This is a genomic window from Streptomyces sp. NPDC104581 (assembly GCF_055583685.1).
This window is the reverse complement of the sequence record NZ_JBVJNN010000052.1, coordinates 1-19,046: the sequence shown is the minus strand read 5'-3', so window position 1 is coordinate 19,046 and position 19,046 is coordinate 1. Positions and strand designations below refer to the sequence as shown.

Here is a 19,046-nt window from a genome sequence, read left to right as displayed (position 1 = left end):
AGGCCACAGCGGGTCCGGGCCCGTAGCGTGCCGGAGCCGGGGCGTGCCGGGGTCAGTGCCCTCCGGCCCCGCCGCTCCCCCGGCGCCCGGTGGCCTCAGCCCTTGAGCGCGTCGCGCGCGTCGGTGAACGCCGCCACCGCCCGCCGGACGTCCTGCGCCGAGTGCGCCGCCGACAGCTGGACGCGGATGCGCGCCTGTCCCATCGGTACGACGGGGTACGAGAACCCGATCACGTACACCCCGCGCTCCAGCAGCAGCTCCGCCATGCGTCCGGCCTCCGCGGCGTCGCCGATCATGACGGGGGCGATGGCGTGGTCGCCGGGCAGGATCTCGAACCCGGCAGCCGTCATCTCGGTACGGAAGAGGGCCGTGTTCGCGTTGAGCTGCTCGCGGAGTCCGTCGGCGCTCTCCAGCAGGTCGAGGACCTTGATCGAGGCGGCGGCGATCACCGGGGCGAGGGAGTTGGAGAAGAGGTACGGGCGCGAGCGCTGGCGCAGCAGGGCGACGATCTCGGCGCGCGCGGCGACGTAGCCGCCGGACGCGCCGCCCAGGGCCTTGCCGAGCGTGCCGGTGATGATGTCGACGCGGTCCATCACACCGTGCAGTTCGGGAGTGCCCCGGCCGCCGGGTCCGACGAAGCCGACGGCGTGCGAGTCGTCGACCATCACCATGGCGTCGTAGCGGTCGGCGAGGTCGCAGATCTCGGCGAGGGGCGCGACGTAGCCGTCCATGGAGAAGACCCCGTCGGTGACGACGAGCCGGCGGCGCGCGTCCTGCGACTCCTTGAGGCGTGCTTCGAGCTCGGCGAGGTCCCGGTTGGCGTAGCGCAGCCGGCGGGCCTTGGAGAGCCGGATGCCGTCGATGATGCTGGCGTGGTTGAGGGCGTCGGAGATGACCGCGTCCTCGGGGCCGAGAAGGGTCTCGAAGACTCCGCCGTTGGCGTCGAAGCAGGAGGAGTAGAGGATCGTGTCCTCCTGGCCGAGGAACGAGGAGAGCCGCCGCTCCAGCTCCTTGTGGATCTCCTGGGTGCCGCAGATGAAGCGTACGGAGGCCATGCCGTAGCCCCACCGGTCGAGCGCGTCCTTGGCCGCGGCGACGACATCGGGGTGGTCGGCGAGGCCGAGGTAGTTGTTCGCGCAGAAGTTGAGGACGTCGCCGGAGGCGACGGAGACGGCCGCGCTCTGCGGGGTGGTGATCACGCGCTCGGGCTTGAAGAGACCGGCGTCGCGGATCTCGTCGAGGGTGGCGCGGAGGTCGTCGCGGACGGACGCGTACATAGGGGGCTCCCGGTGGGAAGAGTGGGCGGGCGAGGGTGCGGGGCGGCAGGGCGCGGCGACGGGGCGGGGCCGGAGGCGGGGGCCGGGCCCACGAGGGCCGGGCCCGGCGGGAACCGGGTCCGGCCCGGTCAGGCCCAGTTGAGGATGATCTTGCCGCCGGATGCCTTGGCCGCCTCGTCGAAGGCCGCGTCGAAGTCCTCGTAGCCGTAGCTGCCGGTGATGACGGGCGCGAGGTCGAGGCCGCCTTCGAGCAGCACCGTCATCGCGTACCACGTCTCGTACATCTCGCGGCCGTAGATGCCCTTGACCGTGATCATGGAGGTCACGATCTTCGCCCAGTCGACGGCGAACTCGGCCGCGGGCAGGCCCAGCATGGCGATCCGGCCGCCGTGCGTCATGTTGTCGACCATGTCGCGCATCGCCTCGGGCCGGCCGGACATCTCCAGGCCGATGTCGAAGCCTTCCTTGAGACCGAGCAGTCGCTGTGCCTCGGCGATGCCGGTGCCCGGGGCCGAGACGTCGAGCGCGAGCGTGGCCCCGACCTTGCGGGCGATCGCCAGACGGTCGGGGCTGACGTCGGTGATGGCGACGTTGCGCGCGCCCGCGTGCCGGGCGACGGCAGCCGCCATGATGCCGATCGGGCCGGCGCCGGTGATCAGCACGTCCTCGCCGACCAGGGGGAAGGTGAGCGCGGTGTGCACCGCGTTGCCGAACGGGTCGAAGATCGCCGCGATGTCGAGGTCCACGGGTGAGCGGTGGACCCAGACGTTCGACGCGGGCAGCGCGACGTACTCGGCGAACGCGCCGTCCCGTCCGACGCCGAGTCCGACCGTGCTGCGGCACAGATGCCTGCGCCCGGCCAGACAGTTACGGCATTTGCCGCAGACCAAGTGCCCTTCACCGCTGACGAGATCGCCGACGGCGATGTCACGGACGTCGGCGCCGACGGACGCGACCTCGCCGACGAACTCGTGGCCGAGGACACGCGGCGCCTCGACCGCCTGGCGGGCCCAGCCGTCCCACGCGCGGATGTGCAGATCGGTGCCGCAGATGCCGGTGCGCAGAACCTTGATGAGGACGTCCGCGGGGCCGGCCTCCGGCTCGGGCACATCGGTGAGCCGTAGCCCCGGCTCGGCCGTCAGCTTCACAAGTGCCTTCATCGGGGCGGCTCCAGGCGGTGCGGGTGCGCGGACGCGCGCAGGCACGCGGGTGCGTGACGCGAACGGCACTGATCGGTGTCGGCACCAATGTGCCGCCGTCGCGACCGTTCAGTCCATCGAGGTTTTCTTAAGCGGGTCGACAGCTGTGCTTCACGTCGAACAGGCGCATCAAGATCCGGACGGGTGGCCGGATATGAATTCGCCCACTTGTACGGCGCCGCGTACGTCATCAAGGGGGTACGGTCCCGCTGTTCCCCTTACGATCGGTGCCCACCGCGAGTCACGAGTGGAGTGAGACAGCGTGAGCAGTCCGTTCAAGACCTCAGTGGTCAAGGCGGCGCAGGCCGGGGACCGGTCGGCGCTCGACCGGCTCGGCCACGAGTCGCTGCCGCTTGTCCACCAGCTCGTCGGCCACGCACTGCACGGCCATCCGGACGTGGACGCGCTGGCGCGCGACGCGCTCCGCCATGCCCTCGGCGGTCTCGGCGGACTGCGCCGCCCCGGGGACTTCCGCCCGTACCTGGTCACCGCGACGGTCGCGCGGATCCGCGAGCACGCGGACTATGTGTACGACCTCACCCTGCCCCGCCCCGACTTCGACTTCGTCGATCTGATGATCAGCCGCCTCGGGCTCTCCGGTCAGCACCGGGAGGTCGCCGAGGCCACGCGCTGGGTCGACCGGGAGCACCACGCGCTCGTGGCGCTGTGGTGGCTGGAGACCGCGGGTGAGCTCACCCGGTCCGAGGTCGCCGCCGCCCTGGCCGCGAACGCCCAGCAGGTGGACGCGCGGGTCGCCCGCATGCGGCACGAACTGGACACCGCCCGCGTGGTCGTCCGCGCGCTGTCGGCGCGGGAGCCCTGCGTCCTGCTGGAGCAGCTCGCGGGCGGCTGGGACGGTGTGCCGTCCCCGCTCTGGCGCGAGCGCATGGCTCGGCACACGTACGACTGCACGGTCTGCTCGGGGTACGCGGCCGGACTGGCGCCCGCCGACGGTCTGGTGGCCGGTCTCGCACCGGTGCCGGTGGGCGGGAGCGGGGACCGGGCCGCCGCCTCGTACGGCGCGGGCGGCGCGGCGTCCGGCGACGGCTTCGGCGGTGGCAGCGGTAGTGGCGGCGGTGTTCCGCACGGCGCCGTGGCGAGGGGCGTCTCGCACGAGGGAAGCCGTACCGGTGCCAGGGACGCCCAGCGCCGCGACCGGCGGGCCAAGCGGCGCCGCGCCGTGACCGTGACCGCGGCCGTCGCCGCGCTGCTCACCGCCGGGGGCGTCGCCCAGCTCGTCGCGAGCGACCGGGACAAGGACGAGTCACGCGCGTCGACCGCCGTCGAACCGGAGGCGCCGGAGCCCAGGTCGGCGGCGAGCCCGGCGGAGACGTCCCCCAGCCCCTCCCCCTCGCGCACCAGCGCGAGCCCGTCACCGTCGCCGACCCGTTCGCCGTCCAAGAAGCCGGCCGAGCCGAGCAGGACCACGGCCGCCCCGCGCCCCTCCACGGCCGATCCGGCCCCGAAGCCCGATCCGGAACCGCCGGCGGACGACCCCAAGCCGGGCGGTGGCGCCGGACTGGCCGAACAGGTCACCACACTCGTCAACTCCGAGCGGTCCAAGGCCGGTTGCGGCCCGGTGAGCGCCAACTCGCAGTTGGACACCGCCGCGCTGAACCACTCCCAGGACATGGCGGCCAAAGGCTACTTCGACCACAACAGTCCCGATGGCAAGGACCCCGGTGACCGCATCACGGCGGCCGGCTACTCATGGTCCACGTACGGCGAGAACATCGCCCGGGGACAGCAGACGGCCGCCCAGGTGATGGAGGGCTGGATGAAGAGTCCCGGCCACCGGGCAAACATACTGAACTGCGCCTTCAAGGAGATCGGCGTCGGTGTCCACGAGGGGACCGGCGGACCGTGGTGGACCCAGGCGTTCGGGGCGCGCGGCTGACGCGGGAGCGCGGCTGACCGAGGGGCGAGTGGCGGGCCGACGGAAGCCACGCGCTTCGCCCGGTCCGGCGACCCGATGGTGACGTGGCGGTCACGGTCGGTCGGTTTTCGGTCAGACATGGGTCGGTTGTTCCGTTGTTGACGAACCGTCATGGGCAGATACGCTCCACTCGTACCACTTCCGCCTCACACCGCACCGCACCAGATTCACACCGAACCCGCCCTGCGCCCACAGCTTTCCCAGGAGGCCGGTCATGACGTGCGTCGAGGAACAGGTCCTGTCCCGGCAGCTACCGGCCGTGCCGTTCTACTGCCCGGTGGAACCGGCCGCGCATCCCGGCGCCGACGTCCTCAACGACCTGACCGTGGACTGGATGCTCCGCCAGAACCTGGACACCGACGAGCAGCAGCTCGAACGCCTCGCCGTCTGCGACTTCGGCGGACTCACGGCCTGGACGATGCCGTACGGAAGTCTCGAACCACTCACCCTGATGGCCAGGCTCCACGCCGTGCTCTTCTCGCTCGACGACGGGGTCTGCGACGAGACCGACGCCACGGCGGATCTGCTGGCACAGGAGACCTCCCGCATCCTGCGCGCGGTCGAGGCCCCGGCAGCGAACTCCCGCGCCGACTCCCCGCACACCGCGGCGCTGCGCGCCCTGCGGACGGAGCTGGCGCAGTACGCCACCCCCCGGCAGCTGAGCCGCTGGACCGACGCCATGCGGGTGTACACCTCGGGTCTCGTGTGGGAGGCGTCCTGGCGCCGGAGCCCCGAACTGCCGTCCCTGAACGACTACATCACCCTGTGGATGCGGGCCATAGGGATGGCGCCGTCCACGGCGATGATCGAGATCGTCGGCGGATTCTCGGTACGGGACGAGGAGTTGGCGGACCCGCGTGTCCAGGCGCTCACCGAGATGGCCTGGACGCTGGTCAGCTGGGACAACGACCTCTACTCCCGGAACAAGGAACTGCTGCGGGCGGGCGACGATCTCAATCTGATCGACGTGCTCTGCCAGGAGCTGGGCTGCGAGCCGCGCGAGGCGCTTCGGCACGCGGTGGCGATGCGGGACCGGGTGATGGTGCTGCACCGCCGCCTCAGCGAGCAGGTGCTCAGGGACGCGAGCGACGAACTGCGCGCCTACATTGAGGGGTTGGGGCAGTTCGTACGGGGTCATCTGGACTGGGCTTCGGTCTGTCCACGCTACTCGGTGCCGTCGGGTCCGGCGGCCGAGCCGGGTGGGTGGTGGAAGGCGGCCCCCTCCGACGCCGGACGGGAGCCGCTGCCGATCCCCACGATCTCCTGGTGGTGGGAGCAGCTCGACGCCACCGGCTGACCCCCTGGCCGCTCCGGCCGGCTCCCGCCCGCCCTCGCCCGTCGGACCGCCGGTCTCAGTAACCTCGCCACCAGCGCGTCACGGCCCGCCAGGCACGCGCCGGCGCGCCGGGTCCGCGCTGCGCCGGGATCGCCCCGGCGGGCGCCGGTCGAGCGGACGGGGCCCCGGAGGGCGCCCCGGTCACGGTGGCCGGCGGCTCCGACCCGGCGGGGTGCGCCCGCGACGGTGCGGCGAGGGCGCCTGGCGCGCCCCGCGGGGGCACCGGCGGCGGCGACTCCACCTGCCACTCGGTGCGCGGCGCGTGCCCCGGCGTGGCCGACGGCGGTCCGGCGACGTCCTGCGGCGGACGCGCGGCGAACGTCACCGGCAGCTCCAGCAGATGTCGCGACATCAGCGAAGCCGACCAGCGCAAGTCCTCCTCCGGCACGGCCAGTTGCAGGTCGGGCAGTCTCAGCAGCAGCGCGTCGATGCCCGTGTCGGCGATCGCCCGCCCGATGTCCTGCCCCGGGCACTCGTGCGGCCCCCCGCTGAAGGCCAGATGGGCACGGTTGCCCCGCATGGAGGCGCTGACGTCCGGTCGTACCACCGGGTCGACGTTGGCCGCGGCGATCCCGACGATCAGCGCGTCACCGGCCTTGATCCGCTGCCCGCCCAGCTCCGTGTCGCCGACCGCCCACCGGCCGAAGATGGTGGTGAACGGCGGCTCGTCCCAGAGCGTCTGTTCGACGGCCTCGGGGAGGGTCATATGGCCGCCGCTGAGCCGGGCACGGAACCGCGGGTCGGTGAGGACCATGCGGAGCACGTTGGCGATCAGGTTGGCCGTGGTCTCGTACGCGGCGATGAGCACCAGGCGCAGATGCTGGGCGACCTCCGCGTCCGTGAGTCCGGCGGGGTGCTCGACGAGCCGGCTCGCGAAGTCCTCGGCGGGCGCCGCCCGGCGGCGCGCCACCAGCCGGTCCAGGGCAGCCATCACGTACGCGTTGCTCTCGACGGCCGTCTCGGTGCCCTTGATCATGTCGCGGGCCGCCTCGACCAGGCGTTCGTCGTACTCCTCGGGCATGCCGAGTATCTGGGTCATCACCATCATCGGCAGGTGCTCGGCGAAACGGCTGACGAGGTCGGCCCTGCCGTCCTGGCAGAAGTCGTTGACGAGCCGGTTGCTGTAGCGGTTGATGAAGCGCCGTACGCCCCGGTGGTCGATCCGGGCGATCGAGTCGGTGACGGCGCCGCGCAGCCGCTCGTGGTCGGCGCCGTCCGCGAAGACACAGATGGGCTGCCAGGTGAAGACGGGCGCGAGGGGGTGGTCGGGCGGCACGCTGCCGTCGTTGACCGCGCGCCAGCGGCGGGAGTCCCGCGAGAACTGGGACGGGGTGCGCGTCATGTGCAGGTTCTCGCCGTGGCCGAGGACCAGCCAGGCGGGTACGTCGCCGTGCAGCAGGACCGGTGCCACCGGCCCGTGCTCGGCGCGCAGCTTCTCGTACAGGCCCATGGGGTCGTTCTCGGCCTCGGGGCCGTAGAGCCGTCGCGGTCCGGAGGGTGCGAGGTGGTCGCCGAAGGCGTCGGCGACCAGGCCGTGGGCCGGGCAGCCCGGCGGCGGCGCGGCGTGGTCGTCCGGGCCGGGCCGGTGCGGATGGGGCGTTGTCACGGTCGCTCCAGGGAGGGGAGGAACAGGGATCGGGTCAAGGGGGCCGGGCCGCGAGCGGGTGGGGGCCGGGGGGAGTCAGGCCGGCAGCGCCAGCGAGTGCAGATAGCGCATGAGGGTCAGCAGGACGTCACGGCTCGACGCCCGCAGCCGCGCGTCGCAGTCGACCATGGGCACCTCGTCCGGCAGGTCGAGCGCGGCGCGCAGCGCCTCGACGGGATGGCTCGGCGCGTCGGGGAAGGTGTTGACCGCGACGACGAACGGCACACCGCGCTCCTCCAGCCGTCCGATCACGTCGAAGCTGACTTCGAGGCGGCGGGTGTCGACGAGGACGACGGCGCCGAGCGCTCCCTCGAAGAGCCCGTTCCAGAGGAACCAGAAGCGTTCCTGGCCGGGGGTGCCGAAGAGGTAGAGCACGAGTCGCTCGCTGATGCTGATCCGGCCGAAGTCCATGGCGACGGTGGTGGCGGTCTTGCTCTCCACCCCGGAGTTGTCGTCCACCCCGACGCCGGCCCGGGTCATGGTCTCTTCGGTGGTGAGCGGGCGGATCTCGCTCACCGAACCGACCATGGTGGTCTTGCCGACCCCGAATCCGCCGACGATCACGACCTTCACCGCGGATGTCGCCGTGGTGGGGAGTACGTCCTCGCTCCTGGGGCCCGCGATCGTGTCAGAGCTTCTGGAGTCCATGCATCACCGCTTCGAGAAGGGATCTGTCGGGGAGTGCGGCGCGGGCCACGGGCGCGCGGGACTCGACCAGATCGGTCGTGAGGAGGTCGGTCAGTAGCGCCGTCACCACGCTGAACGGCAGTCCGAGATACGCCGACAGCTCGGCCACCGACAGCGGCGCCCCGCAGAGCCGCAGGATGGCGGCCTGTTCGGGCGGCACCCTCGGCGAGGGGGCCTCGCGTGCCACGATCATGGTGACGAGGTCGAGCGAGGCGCGCCGCGCGCCGTCCGGGCCTCCCGTGATCACGTACAGCCGTTCGGGGTCCCCGACGTCCGCCCCGGGCAGCCTGCGTTCTCGTCGGGGAGGAGTCATCCGGTCTGCCCGTCATACCGCGGCGGGCTCGTCAGATGGGCGCCGATCCGCACGACCATGTCCCGCATCCGGGCGCCGACGAGACCGGCGTCCACCGTCTCGTCGGCGAGAACGGCGAGGTAGGCGCCGGTGCCCGCCTCCATCAAGTAGAAGAATCCGCCGCTCACTTCGATGACGACGAGCCGCATCCGGCCGTCGCTCATGGGGATCTCGGCGGCGACGGCGGCGGCGAGACTCTGAAGTCCCGCGCAGGCGGCGGCGAGCCGGTCGGCGGCATCGGGGTCGCCGCCGTGCCCGGCGATCCGCAGTCCGTCGGCCGAGAGCACGACGATCTGCTGGATCTGCGGAACGCCGTCCGCGAGCTCCTTGAGCATCCAGTCCAAGTTGGCACGCTGCTGGATCACTTCAGGTCCCCTTTGCCCCACACGTCGTCTGATTCCCCGCGCTCGCCGGGCCGGTCCGGCGGCGTGTCTCCCGTGCCTGTCACGCCTGTGACGCCTGACGTCCCTGACGTGCCGGTGGTGCCGGTGGTGCCGGTGGTGCCGGTCGGCGGCTCCTGCGGGTGCGGGTCGCCGTTGACCGCCTTGGTGAAGGCTTCGAGCCAGATACCGGGGCCGGGTTTCCTGGCTTCCCCGGCGCCGTTCACGGTGCCCGGCGCGCTCGGAGCACCGGCCGTCCCCGGAGCACCGGTGGCGGAGGCGCCGTTCGCCCGCCGCGGCGCGGGTGCCCGCACGATGTTGTGCGAGCCGAGCGGGGCCCTGCCGCGGCTGCGGCGCTGTGGAAGCCCGTTCGCCGTCCACTCGGTGACGACGGGCACGTCGTCCTCCATGGCCGCCCCGACGGGGGTGGACCGCACGGGACCGGTGGCCGGGCGGGGCGGGGGAACGACTGCCGGGGCGGGCGCGGGGTCCGGGACCGGTGCGGTCCGGCCGGCCGGGCCGGGCGTAGCGGCGACGGCCCCCGTACGCGAGGCGTCGCCGGTGCGCGGGCGGCGCGTCTCGGGCAGCTCGGCGCCGCCGGTGCCCAGCGCGGACGCGCCGATGCCGTGGGCGATCCCGGGCGCGGGCCCGGTGGTGACCACGTCGCGCGGTACGACGAGGACGGCGCGGACGCCTCCGTACGCGGACTGCCTCAGCGACACCTGGAGGTTGTACATCTGGCAGAGCCTGCCGACGACGGCCATGCCCAGCCGCGGGCTCTCACCGAGGTCGTTGAGATCGATGCCGGCCTGCGCCTGTGCGAGCATCCGCTCGGCCCTCGCCCGCGCCTCTTCGCTGAGGCTGACGCCGCCGTCCTCGATCTCGATCGCGATACCGGTCTGCACCTCGACGGCGGTCACGTGGACGCGCGTCTGCGGCGGCGAGTACCGGGTGGCGTTGTCGAGGAGTTCGGCGCACGCGTGGATCAGCGGCTCGACGGCCGTCCCGACGACGGCGACCTTGGCGATCGAGTGCAGATCGACGCGCTGGTACTCCAGGATCCGGGACATCGCGCCGCGCAGCACACTGAACAGCGGTACGGGCCGGGGCCATTGGCGTCCGGGCCGGGCCTTGCCGAGTACGGCGACACTGTCGGCGAGCCGTCCGATGAGGGCCGTGCCGTGGTCGATGCGCAGCAGGTCGTCGAAGACCTCGGGGTTACGGCCGTGGTGCTCCTCCATCTCGCGCAGTTCGCTCGCCTGTTGGTGCACGAGGGACTGGACGCGCCGGGCGATGTTGACGAAGGAGCGCTGCGCGGACTCACGCATGGCCTCCTCGTCGTCGACGATGTCGAGGATCGCGCGGAGCAACACGCGCTGCGAGTCGGGCAGTTCGCGGTAGCGCTCGTCACCGTCGACGATGACGTCCATGACCTCCTGGGGTGAGTTCCCCCGGCGGAGCTGGTGGATGGCGAGCGGCATCAGTTCCTTGCCGAGGCGCACGCTCCGGCTGTCGTGCTCGGCGATGCGCTTTTCCAGGAAGGCGACGTGCTGGCCGTGGCGCACACGCAGTTCACGGGTCGCCTGTCCCCGCCGCGCGATCTCGACGGCCCCCCAGGTGACGAGGAGGGTGGCGACCGCGCCGTACGCCGCGACCGGGATCCGGGCGGCGTCGGCGACGAGTACCACGACGGCGGCGGTCACCGTCGTCATCAGGGCCGCGGAGAGCAGAAGCGCGCGAACGGTGGGTGACGCCTGATCATTCATCGGTGCTTCAACACGAACCATGTAAGCCCTCTGGCGGTCGATTCAGGCCGGGTATTCGAAACTATTGCGGCACACGGGAACAAGCGCCTGATTACGTATCAACTCGGGGCGCTCCGCGAGAGCCTAGTGCGAGGGAAAGTGGTCACCGGCATATTCATGAACCTCGCGCGGGGACCGGCCCGGCAGGCATAGACTCGCGCGTTTCGTACGGAGCGCGGCGCAGACGGCACGGAGAGTGACGACACCAGTTCGAATTGCGGGTTTTTGTGCCCCTGGCGACCGCGGTCGGACCGGGCGGGCGGCGGCGGACGGGGATACCTCCGGTCGGCTCAGGCGGCCGTGCGCGGGGCTTCCGCCGTTTCTACGGTGGCTGAATGATCATCAGATTGCTCCCGCGTCCCGCGTTCGCCCGCACGGTGGCCCTGACCAGCGGACTGGCCGGCCTGCTGGCCCTTCTCCCGGCGGCGGTGTCCGGCCCCACGGCCACCGCCGCGACCGCCGCGACCACCGGGACCACCACGGCCTCCACCGCCGACACGCCTTCGCGGGCGGACCCCGCGCTGCTCCACCGGCCCGGTACGCACGTACGCACGACGTCGGGCGCGCCCGCGCCTCCCAAGGACGTCTCCGCCCTCTCCTGGGTCGTCGCCGACGCGGACACGGGCGCGGTGCTCGCCGCGCGCAACGCGCACCGCGCGCTGCCGCCCGCCAGCACGCTCAAGGCCCTGTTCGCCGTCACCGCGCTGCCCCGGATCCCCTCGGGCACCCGGCACAGCGTGACCAGGGCCGATCTGGCGGGGATCGGCGAGGGCAGCAGCCTGGTGGGCATCGCCGCTGGACAGAAGTACGACGTGGCCGATCTGTGGCGGGGTGTGTTCCTCAGCTCGGGCAACGACGCGGTGCGGGTACTGGCCGGGATGAACGGCGGCTGGAAATCGACGATCGCGCAGATGCAGGCGAAGGCACGGCAGTTGGGAGCCCGCGACACCCGCGTGGTCTCACCGGACGGTTATGACGAGCCGGGGCAGGTGTCGTCGGCGTACGACCTCGCGGTGTTCGGCCGCGCCGGGCTGAAGATGCCGGAGTTCGCGAAGTACTGCTCGACCGCAGAAGCGCGGTTCCCCGGTGACCGCGGCTCGGCCTTCGGTATCCGGAACACGAACAAGCTGCTGACGGGCGCCGACGGCGTGCGGCGCTACCGGGGGCTGATCGGCGTCAAGAACGGCTACACGACGAACGCGGGGAACACGCTGATCGCGGCGGCCCGGCGTGGGGACCGCACCCTGCTGGTGACGGTGATGAACCCGCAGTCCGGGGTCTCGCACGCGGTGTACGAGGAGGCCAGGACCCTGCTGGACTGGGGCTTCAGGGCGGCGCCCGCCGTGACGCCCGTGGGGTCGCTGGAGCCGCCCCGGCCCCCGAGCCCGCCGCGTCAGGCGTCCGAGCAGGAGAAGCGGGGGCTGATCGCGCGGGTGGGCCGTGCGGCGGGGCCGGAGTCGGTCGCGGCCACGGCCACCGAGAGCGCGCGGGCGCCCCGTCTCGCCGACGCGGCGCGGGCCGAACCGTCCGCGCCGTCGGGGTACGTCTGGCCCGTCGTGTTCATCGGGGCCGCGTGCCTCGCCGCGCTGGCGCTGTTCCTCGTACGGCGCAACGCGCGGCGCCGCCGGAGTCCGACGGAGCCGCACCCGACGCCGCCGGTGTCCTGAACGCGTGCGTCGCGGTGGGGACGCGGACGGCGCCCACGCCGACACGGCGGACGCGAGGGGCGTGGGCGTCCGGCCCTCGTCCCGGCACGTGCGTCCCGGGGCGACGGCCGCGACCGGCTGCCGCGTGCGCCGTTCGGCCGACAGGGCGGAGCCCACCCGTGGCGCGGCGCCGGCCCTCAGCCCTCCGCGCCGCCGCGGCGCCATTCGGCCGCGTGCGCCGTTCGGCCGACAGGAAGGAGCCGCCCCGGCGAGGCCGACGCCCACCCGTAGCGCGGCGGCAGCCCTCAACCCTGGCGGTGACACGCCCCGCCGCGTGCGCCGTTCGGCCGACAGGGCGGAGCCCACCCGTGGCGCGGCGCCGGCCCTCAGCCCTCCGCGCCGCCGCGTGCGCCGTTCAGCCGACAGGAAGGAGCCGTCCCGGCGGGGACGACGCCCATCCGTGGCGCGGTCCTCAGTCCTGGTGGTGACCCGCGCCGCCGCCCGCCGTGCGGGTGCCCTCCAGCGCCAGCCGGGCACGCTCCGCGAGCCCGTCGGCGCCGCACTCCTCGGCGAGCACGCGGCCACGCCCGAGATCCGGGGCGGAACGTGCGGCGATGCCGTACTCGACCCGCGCGACCGCCAGCTCGTACGTACAGGGTGACGCTTCGAGATGCGTGACGGCGTCGGCCAGCAGTTCCACGGCGGCCGGTCCCTCGGTCAGAGCGGCCGAGGTGCACAGCGCGACACCGATCGCGGTGTGCGTGCCGAAACGCTCGGCCCGGTCGCGGGCGTAGGCGGCGAGTTCCGCGGCGCGATCCGGGTTCACATCGGCCAGTGCCCGCGCCAGGTCGCACGCCCAGGGCGCCATCACCCCGTTGTGCCTGCCACGCGCGGTCAACGCCCGCCCCGTGTTCTCGAGTTCGGTGATCGCCTCCTCCGTGCGGCCGAGGGCGAGCAGCAGCCGGCCGCGTACGGAGCGGGCGTCGGGGACGGCGATGGAGGAGGCGTACGGCGGCGCGAAGGCATAGCGCTCGGCGGCTTCGTGCGCCTCGTCGACATGGCCACGCGCGAGCAGGGTGTCGACGAGCATGCAGATGCCGTTCCAGTGCATCGGCAGCCGGTCGCCGACCCGGTCGGCCAGGCGCAGGCTCTCGCGCAGATACGCCTCCGCCTCGGCGAGCCGGCCCCGTCTGCGGTGGGCGTAGCCGACGAGCGTATGGGCGAAGGCGAGATGGCCGCCGCTCCAGCCGGAGATCTCGAAGGCCCGCATGCCCTCGTCGAACAGGCTCTCCGCGCGGTCGAGCCGGTCGGCGAACGCGAAGGACAGCGCGAGCAGCGCGGGTGGTTCGAAGCCCCAGGACGTGCCGGTCCAGCCGGTGCCGGGCGCCAGCGCGCCGTCGACCAGGGCGCGTTCTCCGATCTGGACGATCTCGTCGGCGCTCTCACCGCGTGCCGTGGCGTCGAAGGCGCGCAGCATGAGCAGGACGCGTTCGGTGTTGTCGCGTCCGCTCAGACGGGCCGCTGTCCGGGTGAGACGGCGGGCCCGTTCCCCGCCGTCGTCCTCGGCGTCCTGGACGCCCTCCCACAGGAAGTGCGCGGCCCTGAGGCGCATCTGGGCGGGTCCCGGCGCGGTGCGGGCTGCTTCGGCGGCGACGACCTGGGCCGCCTCCCGGGTCTGGTCGTTGTGGGTCAGGGCCTGGGAGAGCCGGAAGACCGCGTCGACGCGCAGGCTGTCGTCGAGGAGCTGGGTGTCGATCGCCGCGCGCAGATGGCCGACGGTGGTGGCCGGTGACGACAGGAGTGTGGCGCAGCCCAGTTCGTACAGCACCTCGGCCCCTATGCGGGGCAACGGCGGTTCCTTCAGGGCACGTTCGAGGCAGCGACGGGCGGCGTCCGGGGCGCCGACCGAGAGATGTTCGGCGGCTGCCTCGCGCAACTGCTCCACGAGTTCGGCGTCGTTGTCGGGGTGGACTTCGAGGAGGTGCCGGGCGGCGAGGGCGGCGCCCCGCCCACTGCGGGTGACGAGCCAGGCGGCCCGGCCGTGGAGGGCGGTCCTGACGGCCGTCGGGATGGCGCGGTAGACGGCGGTGGCGATGAGGGGGTGGACGAATTCCAGCGGGTCGGTGCCGACGAGGATGCGGGCCAGCCGGAGCCGTTCCGCGCAGTCGGCGGCCTCCGCTGGGCCCATCCCGGCCAGGGACATGACGAGTTGGGGCGAGATGTCGGTGCCGAGGATCGCGGCGGCCCAGGCGAAGCGGACCGTGGTGGTGCCGAGTTCCTCCAGTCCGGCGACGAGGCCGGTGCCCCGTGTCGCGGCGCCGAGCGCGCCGAGCGCGTCGGCGGACTCGCCGACCGGGTCGAGGGCCTGGTCGCGCGCCTTGGCGAGGAGTTCGACGGTTTCGTAGGCGTTGCCGCCGGTGACTTCCCACACCTCGCGGCAGAACGGTTCGTCCGCGTGTTCTCCGAGGGTGGCGCGGGCGAGTTCGGCGGTGGCCTCGGAGGTGAGTGCCTTGAGCGTGACGAGGAGCCGGGCGCTCTCGCCGAGGGCCCGCAGGAGGTGGGCGCATTCACCGATGGCGTCCTCGACGCGGTACGCGACGACGACCAGGATCGGCGGGCCGCCCGTACGCCGGGCGAAGGAGGCGAGCCAGGCGAGGGATTCGAGGTCCGACCAGTGTGCGTCGTCGATGATCAGGACGAGCGGGGGCAGTTGTTCGCCGAGTGCGCGGAAGAGGGTGTCGAAGCCGTCCCTGACGCCCTGGGGATCGGCGTGCCGCGCGCCGGGCGGCGCGACTCCGAGTGCGGGTCCCACGATGTCGTACCCGTCGCCGAGCAGTTGGCGTATTCCGTCGGACTGACGCTCCGTCAGGGCAGGTTGCAGGAGCTGCCGTACGACGTGGAAGGGCACGGAGGTCACGGTCTCGCCGCCGCGCGCCGAAAGGACCGTGCAGCGGCCGGCCGCCATGCGCCGGACCTCGGAGAGCAGAGCGGTCTTGCCGAGTCCGGCCGCGCCGCGGTAGACGAGAAGCCCGCCGGACGGTGTCGCTCCGAAGAGCCCGTCGACGGCGTGCGCGGCGGCGGCGATCTCCGGTTCGCGTTCGAGGAGCGGGAGGCCGACCGAGTGCTCCGACGCGGGCACCATCACTCTCCTTGAGGTGAGCGGGCGGGCAGATCAGTTGCCGACACTAGTCCGCTCATCCGGCGGATGGGCAGGGACGCGTACGGATCCGAACGTTTTCGGCCGATGGTGATCGTTCGTATCCATGTACCGATCGCGCGCAGGTCCGGCGGGGCCCTCGCCGGTGCGTTCAGCGGCGTCTGCCGGGTGCGGTGCTGCCGCCCCGGAGCGAGGACAGGACCAGCCGGCCGTAGCGGGTGGTGAGGGCCGCGGCCGTCGCGGCGACGGAGAGGCCGAGCGCGACGAGGAGATGGCGGACGGATTCGTCGCCGAGTACTTGAAGGACGCTCAGCGCCGTGCCGAGCGGCAGCCCGAGGATGGTCAGGACACCCAGCGCGCCGCTGATCTGCTGGCTCTCCAGGGTCTGGACCAGCCGGCTGTAGTCGGCGGCCTCGGCGAGGATCTCGGCGAACCGCTCGGGGAGCCGGTGCTGGTGCTGGAAGGCGCGCAGCAGACCGTTGGCGGGCCCGTGGGCGGTGAGGTGCTGGCGCCAGTAGGTGCTGCGGAAGCGGGCGATGTTCTTCTCCAGGGCGGTCACCCGGCGGGTGAGGCGCTCGGAGTCGAAGGCTTCGGAGAGTTCCTCGGTGAGTTCGTCGATGTGGTCGCGCTGGAGCGATCCGAGGAGGAGCGCGTCGAGGTAGACGGTGCGGGCGTGCAGGGCGCCGAAGTCGTAGAAGTCGCCGTCCCCGCTGTCGGCGCGGTGTCCGAGGAACGCGGCGCCGTGGCGCAGGACGAGGGCGCTCCAGTCGGCGGATATCCGCACCGTGGAGGCGTCGTGGTGCGGAGCGCTCTCGGGTGCGACGGGGAAGTCGCCCGGGGTGGAGCGGGAGGCGAGCTGCCACAGCCAGCGGTCGGCGGTGGGCGGCAGCGTCGCTTCGGGGTCCGGGCGCAGTGCCGGTGCGTGGTGGGCCCCGGGGGTCAGGAACGCGACCGTGTAGGGGCGGGCGAGGGCGAATGTGCCGGCCCTGTCGCGTACTTCGGCGACCGGGTCGAGCAGGGTGCCGGGGTCGAGCGGGCCGCTGAGGGGTTCGGGGCCGGCGGTGGGGCGGTGGCCGATGGCCCGCAGGACCGGGAGCAGCGGCCCGTCGACGGTGAAGTGCAGTACGGCGAGGGCGTGCCGGGGGTCGCGGGTGGTGGCGGTGCGCAGGATCTCCAGGCCGACGAGGTGCAGACCGTCGTGGCTGACCGCGAGGGCCCGGTGCCAGCGGCAGGGGCGGTCCGGTGTCCCGTAGAGGACACGGGCGGAGGCCGGCGCGAAGTACCCGGACCGGGTGGCGGTGTCGGTGCGGCGGGCACCCTGGGTGAAGGGGTACGGGCCCTGGGTCCATCCGGTGCGCGGGTCGGGTGTGCGGTGCAGCCGGACGGGGAGGACGACGGTGAGCGTCTGGCGTGCGCCGGTGACGGTTTCGAGGGCGCGGACGTTGTCGGTCATCGCTGCCGTGTCCCTCGCTCGCGGCGCCGCTCCACGGTCCTCCTCGGGTTCCTCCGGGTCGGTCATCAGGAGGTTACCGCGCGGCAGTTGGGGCCGGGGGCCGGTCCCCCGGGATCACGGCCGGTACGGCGGCGCCACTCCCCGGCCCCGGCGCGGGACCGGGGCACGGGGTACCGGGGCCGCGTCGGGGGGAGTTCTCCAGGGCGATCCGGGCGCCCCATTCGAGGTGGCCCGTGAAGGCGGCGCGAATTCCGGGTCGGCGGGGAGACCGATGTCGTCCACCGCGTCGGTGAGGAGTCCCACCCCGGCGCCGGCGCTGCGCCGGGGTGACGGCACTGCCGACGTGGTGGGCGAGCACGGCCTCGTAACCGCCGTGGCGAGCCGTGTATTCGGCGGGGCCGCCGAACACCTCGCCGACCCGGAGCGCCACATGGCGGGGATGGTCCACGCTCATTCCGGCGAACATCGGCGCGAGCAATTCGTTGGTGGCGGCGATTTCACAGAAGCGGCTGGAAAGGCGATCGAACGCCTCGCCGCCTCCGGCCCATTCACAGAGGGTCGGGGCCGCGGGTGTGCCGGCACCGATTCCGGTGACTTCGGTCGGCGTGCAGTGCCGCATCTCCTCGATCGCGCCGGCACAGGGCCGGATCTCCGTGAAGAAGGCGCGGAACTCCGCGCTGGACCGGAAGTCCTTGAGATGCTTGTCGAGCGACTCCCAGCGGATCTACAGGATGGAGTGGCCTGGCTCCTCCACACAGCACGAGAGCTCGAAGCCGTGGCAGACGGGCGACCTGCCCAGCGGGCCGGCCGCCGCGCGCGGGCGGCTTCGAATTCTTCCGAGCGGCTCTCGGGAATTCGGTGGCGAATGCGTTCGAGAATCATGTGTCCTCACCTCCGGCTCGGACCGTACACAGAACTTTCCGGGCGCCGGATAGGCACATTTGGGTGCCGTCCTCCGTGTCGCCGGGCCTGCCGGACGACCTGAGCGGGCAATCACCGGCGGTATCGATCACCGCAAGGAGAATGAGAACTTCCGCTTTTCCCGGGGCCCTCGGCCGACGCCCGGCGGCACGGAGAAACGGCGAGGATGCCGCAACGACACCTTCGTGAACTGGAAAAACACGGCCTCGCCTCCGCGCGGCGGTGCACGCCTCCGAGCCACCCATCGAGTGCGCGCGCGTTACCGGAGGCCCACGGTCCGCCGGACAGAACCGGCGAGAGAGTCGATTCCAGTCACAGGATGACAGAAGGCACCGAAAATATCGAACCGGGCGGCGACCGGACGGAAGCAGTCCATTTGCCCCGCGTCCGGCGCAACGGTGTTATGCGTTTATGTTGCCTTCTCCTGGAAGGCGCGCCGTTTCCCCGGAAATACCGTGACGAGGCAATCCGCCCGGCCGGCGGCGGGCTTTCGCGGCGGCTGCCTTCTGCGGCGAATCTGCACACCGAATGCGCAGGTGGACACAGTTCGCCGCAGGTCCGTACCTGAGACACCCCGACTGCGGGCACTTTGGTGGGGGAATGTCCACTTCGCGGTTGTCGATCACGTGAAGAAGATGCCACCAAGTCATGGACGACCGGGCACTTCGGCGTGCTCCAACACCACGGCCGGGCCCGGGTGTTCGGCGTTCGAGTGGCTACTCGGCGGGCCGTCGTGCTTTGATCCTTCGCACTGCGGGAAGTCACCCGGCGCCATTCTGCGGATTTCCGAATCCTGATACTCGGAAAATCCGCGGTAGCGCCTCGACGACCGCTGCGACGACCTGGCGCCGCCTGTTACGGCGAGGCCGGTCGTGGCCATTGTGAATAGCCATGCGAAGGGAATCTCACATCATGAACCGCTCTCCCCAGGTTGAGACCCAGGAAATCTCCGACGCCGACCTCGACAACGTGTCGGGCGGTCTCGTCGGGGGCCTCGTCGGCACCGTCACCGGCACCGTCGACTCCGTCGTCCCGGTCTCCAGCACGGTTGGCGGCGTCGTCGGCACCGTCGAGGGTGCCACCGGCATCGACACGTCGGGCGTGACCGGTCTCGCCACCGGTGTGGTCTCCAGCCTCTGAGTTGAGACTCCAGTTCGGCCGCGGGGGGGGGGGGGGGGGGGTGGGGGGGGGGGGGGGGGGGGGGGGGGGTGGGGGGGGGGAGGGGGGGGGGGGGGGGGGGGGGGGGGGGGGG

14 protein-coding genes are annotated in these 19,046 nt (G+C 72.5%); 5 read left to right on the top strand and 9 right to left on the bottom strand.

What is annotated here, in order from left to right; genetic code table 11:
• Positions 1-95: 95 nt before the first annotated feature.
• Together ACZ61E_RS29165 and tdh are read right to left on the bottom strand one after the other, a co-directional pair.
• Positions 96-1,277, bottom strand: coding sequence for a glycine C-acetyltransferase (locus tag ACZ61E_RS29165; protein ID WP_469703037.1), 1,182 nt, complete (start codon positions 1,275-1,277; stop codon positions 96-98).
• A 128-nt stretch (positions 1,278-1,405) separates the two neighbouring features.
• Complete coding sequence (gene tdh, locus ACZ61E_RS29160; protein WP_469703035.1) at positions 1,406-2,437, bottom strand: L-threonine 3-dehydrogenase; 1,032 nt, start codon at positions 2,435-2,437, stop codon at positions 1,406-1,408.
• A gap of 301 nt (positions 2,438-2,738) precedes the next feature.
• Here tdh and ACZ61E_RS29155 point away from each other — a divergent pair, with 301 nt between their 5' ends.
• Both ACZ61E_RS29155 and ACZ61E_RS29150 read left to right on the top strand, forming a co-directional pair.
• Positions 2,739-4,373 carry a CAP domain-containing protein gene (locus ACZ61E_RS29155; RefSeq protein WP_469703033.1) on the top strand — a complete coding sequence of 545 codons (1,635 nt, stop codon included), beginning with the start codon at positions 2,739-2,741 and terminating at the stop codon, positions 4,371-4,373.
• Between the two features lie 253 nt (positions 4,374-4,626).
• Entirely contained in the window at positions 4,627-5,709 is a 1,083-nt protein-coding gene (locus tag ACZ61E_RS29150; RefSeq protein WP_469703032.1) for a terpene synthase family protein, read from the top strand.
• 55 nt (positions 5,710-5,764) lie between these two features.
• Here ACZ61E_RS29150 and ACZ61E_RS29145 read toward each other — a convergent pair whose 3' ends face one another.
• The 5 genes from ACZ61E_RS29145 to ACZ61E_RS29125 form a co-directional block, all read right to left on the bottom strand.
• Entirely contained in the window at positions 5,765-7,354 is a 1,590-nt protein-coding gene (locus ACZ61E_RS29145; RefSeq protein ID WP_469703031.1) for a cytochrome P450, read from the bottom strand.
• A 75-nt stretch (positions 7,355-7,429) separates the two neighbouring features.
• Entirely contained in the window at positions 7,430-8,041 is a 612-nt protein-coding gene (locus ACZ61E_RS29140; protein WP_469703030.1) for a GTP-binding protein, read from the bottom strand.
• Positions 8,022-8,393: a DUF742 domain-containing protein gene (locus ACZ61E_RS29135; protein WP_469703029.1), complete on the bottom strand. Its 372-nt coding sequence runs from the start codon at positions 8,391-8,393 to the stop codon at positions 8,022-8,024. The genes ACZ61E_RS29140 and ACZ61E_RS29135 overlap by 20 nt, the downstream gene beginning before the upstream one ends.
• The gene (locus ACZ61E_RS29130; RefSeq protein WP_469703027.1) at positions 8,390-8,797 is read right to left on the bottom strand and encodes a roadblock/LC7 domain-containing protein; all 408 of its coding nucleotides are present in this window, start codon (positions 8,795-8,797) and stop codon (positions 8,390-8,392) included. Before ACZ61E_RS29130 ends, ACZ61E_RS29135 begins: the two co-directional genes overlap by 4 nt.
• Positions 8,794-10,599: a sensor histidine kinase gene (locus ACZ61E_RS29125; RefSeq protein ID WP_469703026.1), complete on the bottom strand. Its 1,806-nt coding sequence runs from the start codon at positions 10,597-10,599 to the stop codon at positions 8,794-8,796. The genes ACZ61E_RS29130 and ACZ61E_RS29125 overlap by 4 nt, the downstream gene beginning before the upstream one ends.
• A gap of 353 nt (positions 10,600-10,952) precedes the next feature.
• Between ACZ61E_RS29125 and ACZ61E_RS29120 the strand changes: the two genes are divergently transcribed.
• Positions 10,953-12,284 carry a D-alanyl-D-alanine carboxypeptidase family protein gene (locus ACZ61E_RS29120; protein WP_469703025.1) on the top strand — a complete coding sequence of 444 codons (1,332 nt, stop codon included), beginning with the start codon at positions 10,953-10,955 and terminating at the stop codon, positions 12,282-12,284.
• Between the two features lie 451 nt (positions 12,285-12,735).
• On the opposite strand, the gene ACZ61E_RS29115 is transcribed toward ACZ61E_RS29120, so the two are convergent.
• Together ACZ61E_RS29115 and ACZ61E_RS29110 are read right to left on the bottom strand one after the other, a co-directional pair.
• Positions 12,736-15,405, bottom strand: coding sequence for an ATP-binding protein (locus tag ACZ61E_RS29115; RefSeq protein ID WP_469703024.1), 2,670 nt, complete (start codon positions 15,403-15,405; stop codon positions 12,736-12,738).
• Between the two features lie 166 nt (positions 15,406-15,571).
• Positions 15,572-16,873, bottom strand: coding sequence for a hypothetical protein (locus ACZ61E_RS29110; RefSeq protein WP_469703023.1), 1,302 nt, complete (start codon positions 16,871-16,873; stop codon positions 15,572-15,574).
• A gap of 1,240 nt (positions 16,874-18,113) precedes the next feature.
• Here ACZ61E_RS29110 and ACZ61E_RS29105 point away from each other — a divergent pair.
• A complete protein-coding gene (locus tag ACZ61E_RS29105) occupies positions 18,114-18,362 on the top strand; it encodes a hypothetical protein (RefSeq protein WP_469703022.1) in 249 nt (82 codons plus the stop codon).
• 344 nt (positions 18,363-18,706) lie between these two features.
• The gene (locus ACZ61E_RS29100; protein WP_469703021.1) at positions 18,707-18,934 is read left to right on the top strand and encodes a type A2 lantipeptide; all 228 of its coding nucleotides are present in this window, start codon (positions 18,707-18,709) and stop codon (positions 18,932-18,934) included.
• The last annotated feature ends 112 nt before the right edge of the window (positions 18,935-19,046 follow it).

Coding starts and splice junctions, on each gene's coding strand:
- ACZ61E_RS29105 (WP_469703022.1), top strand. CDS start 18,114: ATGACAGAAGGCACCGAAAATATCGAACCGGGCGGCGACCGGACGGAA.
- ACZ61E_RS29135 (WP_469703029.1), bottom strand. CDS start 8,393: ATGACTCCTCCCCGACGAGAACGCAGGCTGCCCGGGGCGGACGTCGGG.
- ACZ61E_RS29115 (WP_469703024.1), bottom strand. CDS start 15,405: ATGGTGCCCGCGTCGGAGCACTCGGTCGGCCTCCCGCTCCTCGAACGC.
- ACZ61E_RS29110 (WP_469703023.1), bottom strand. CDS start 16,873: ATGACCGACAACGTCCGCGCCCTCGAAACCGTCACCGGCGCACGCCAG.
- tdh (WP_469703035.1), bottom strand. CDS start 2,437: ATGAAGGCACTTGTGAAGCTGACGGCCGAGCCGGGGCTACGGCTCACC.
- ACZ61E_RS29120 (WP_469703025.1), top strand. CDS start 10,953: ATGATCATCAGATTGCTCCCGCGTCCCGCGTTCGCCCGCACGGTGGCC.
- ACZ61E_RS29165 (WP_469703037.1), bottom strand. CDS start 1,277: ATGTACGCGTCCGTCCGCGACGACCTCCGCGCCACCCTCGACGAGATC.
- ACZ61E_RS29150 (WP_469703032.1), top strand. CDS start 4,627: ATGACGTGCGTCGAGGAACAGGTCCTGTCCCGGCAGCTACCGGCCGTG.
- ACZ61E_RS29100 (WP_469703021.1), top strand. CDS start 18,707: ATGAACCGCTCTCCCCAGGTTGAGACCCAGGAAATCTCCGACGCCGAC.
- ACZ61E_RS29140 (WP_469703030.1), bottom strand. CDS start 8,041: ATGGACTCCAGAAGCTCTGACACGATCGCGGGCCCCAGGAGCGAGGAC.
- ACZ61E_RS29125 (WP_469703026.1), bottom strand. CDS start 10,599: ATGGTTCGTGTTGAAGCACCGATGAATGATCAGGCGTCACCCACCGTT.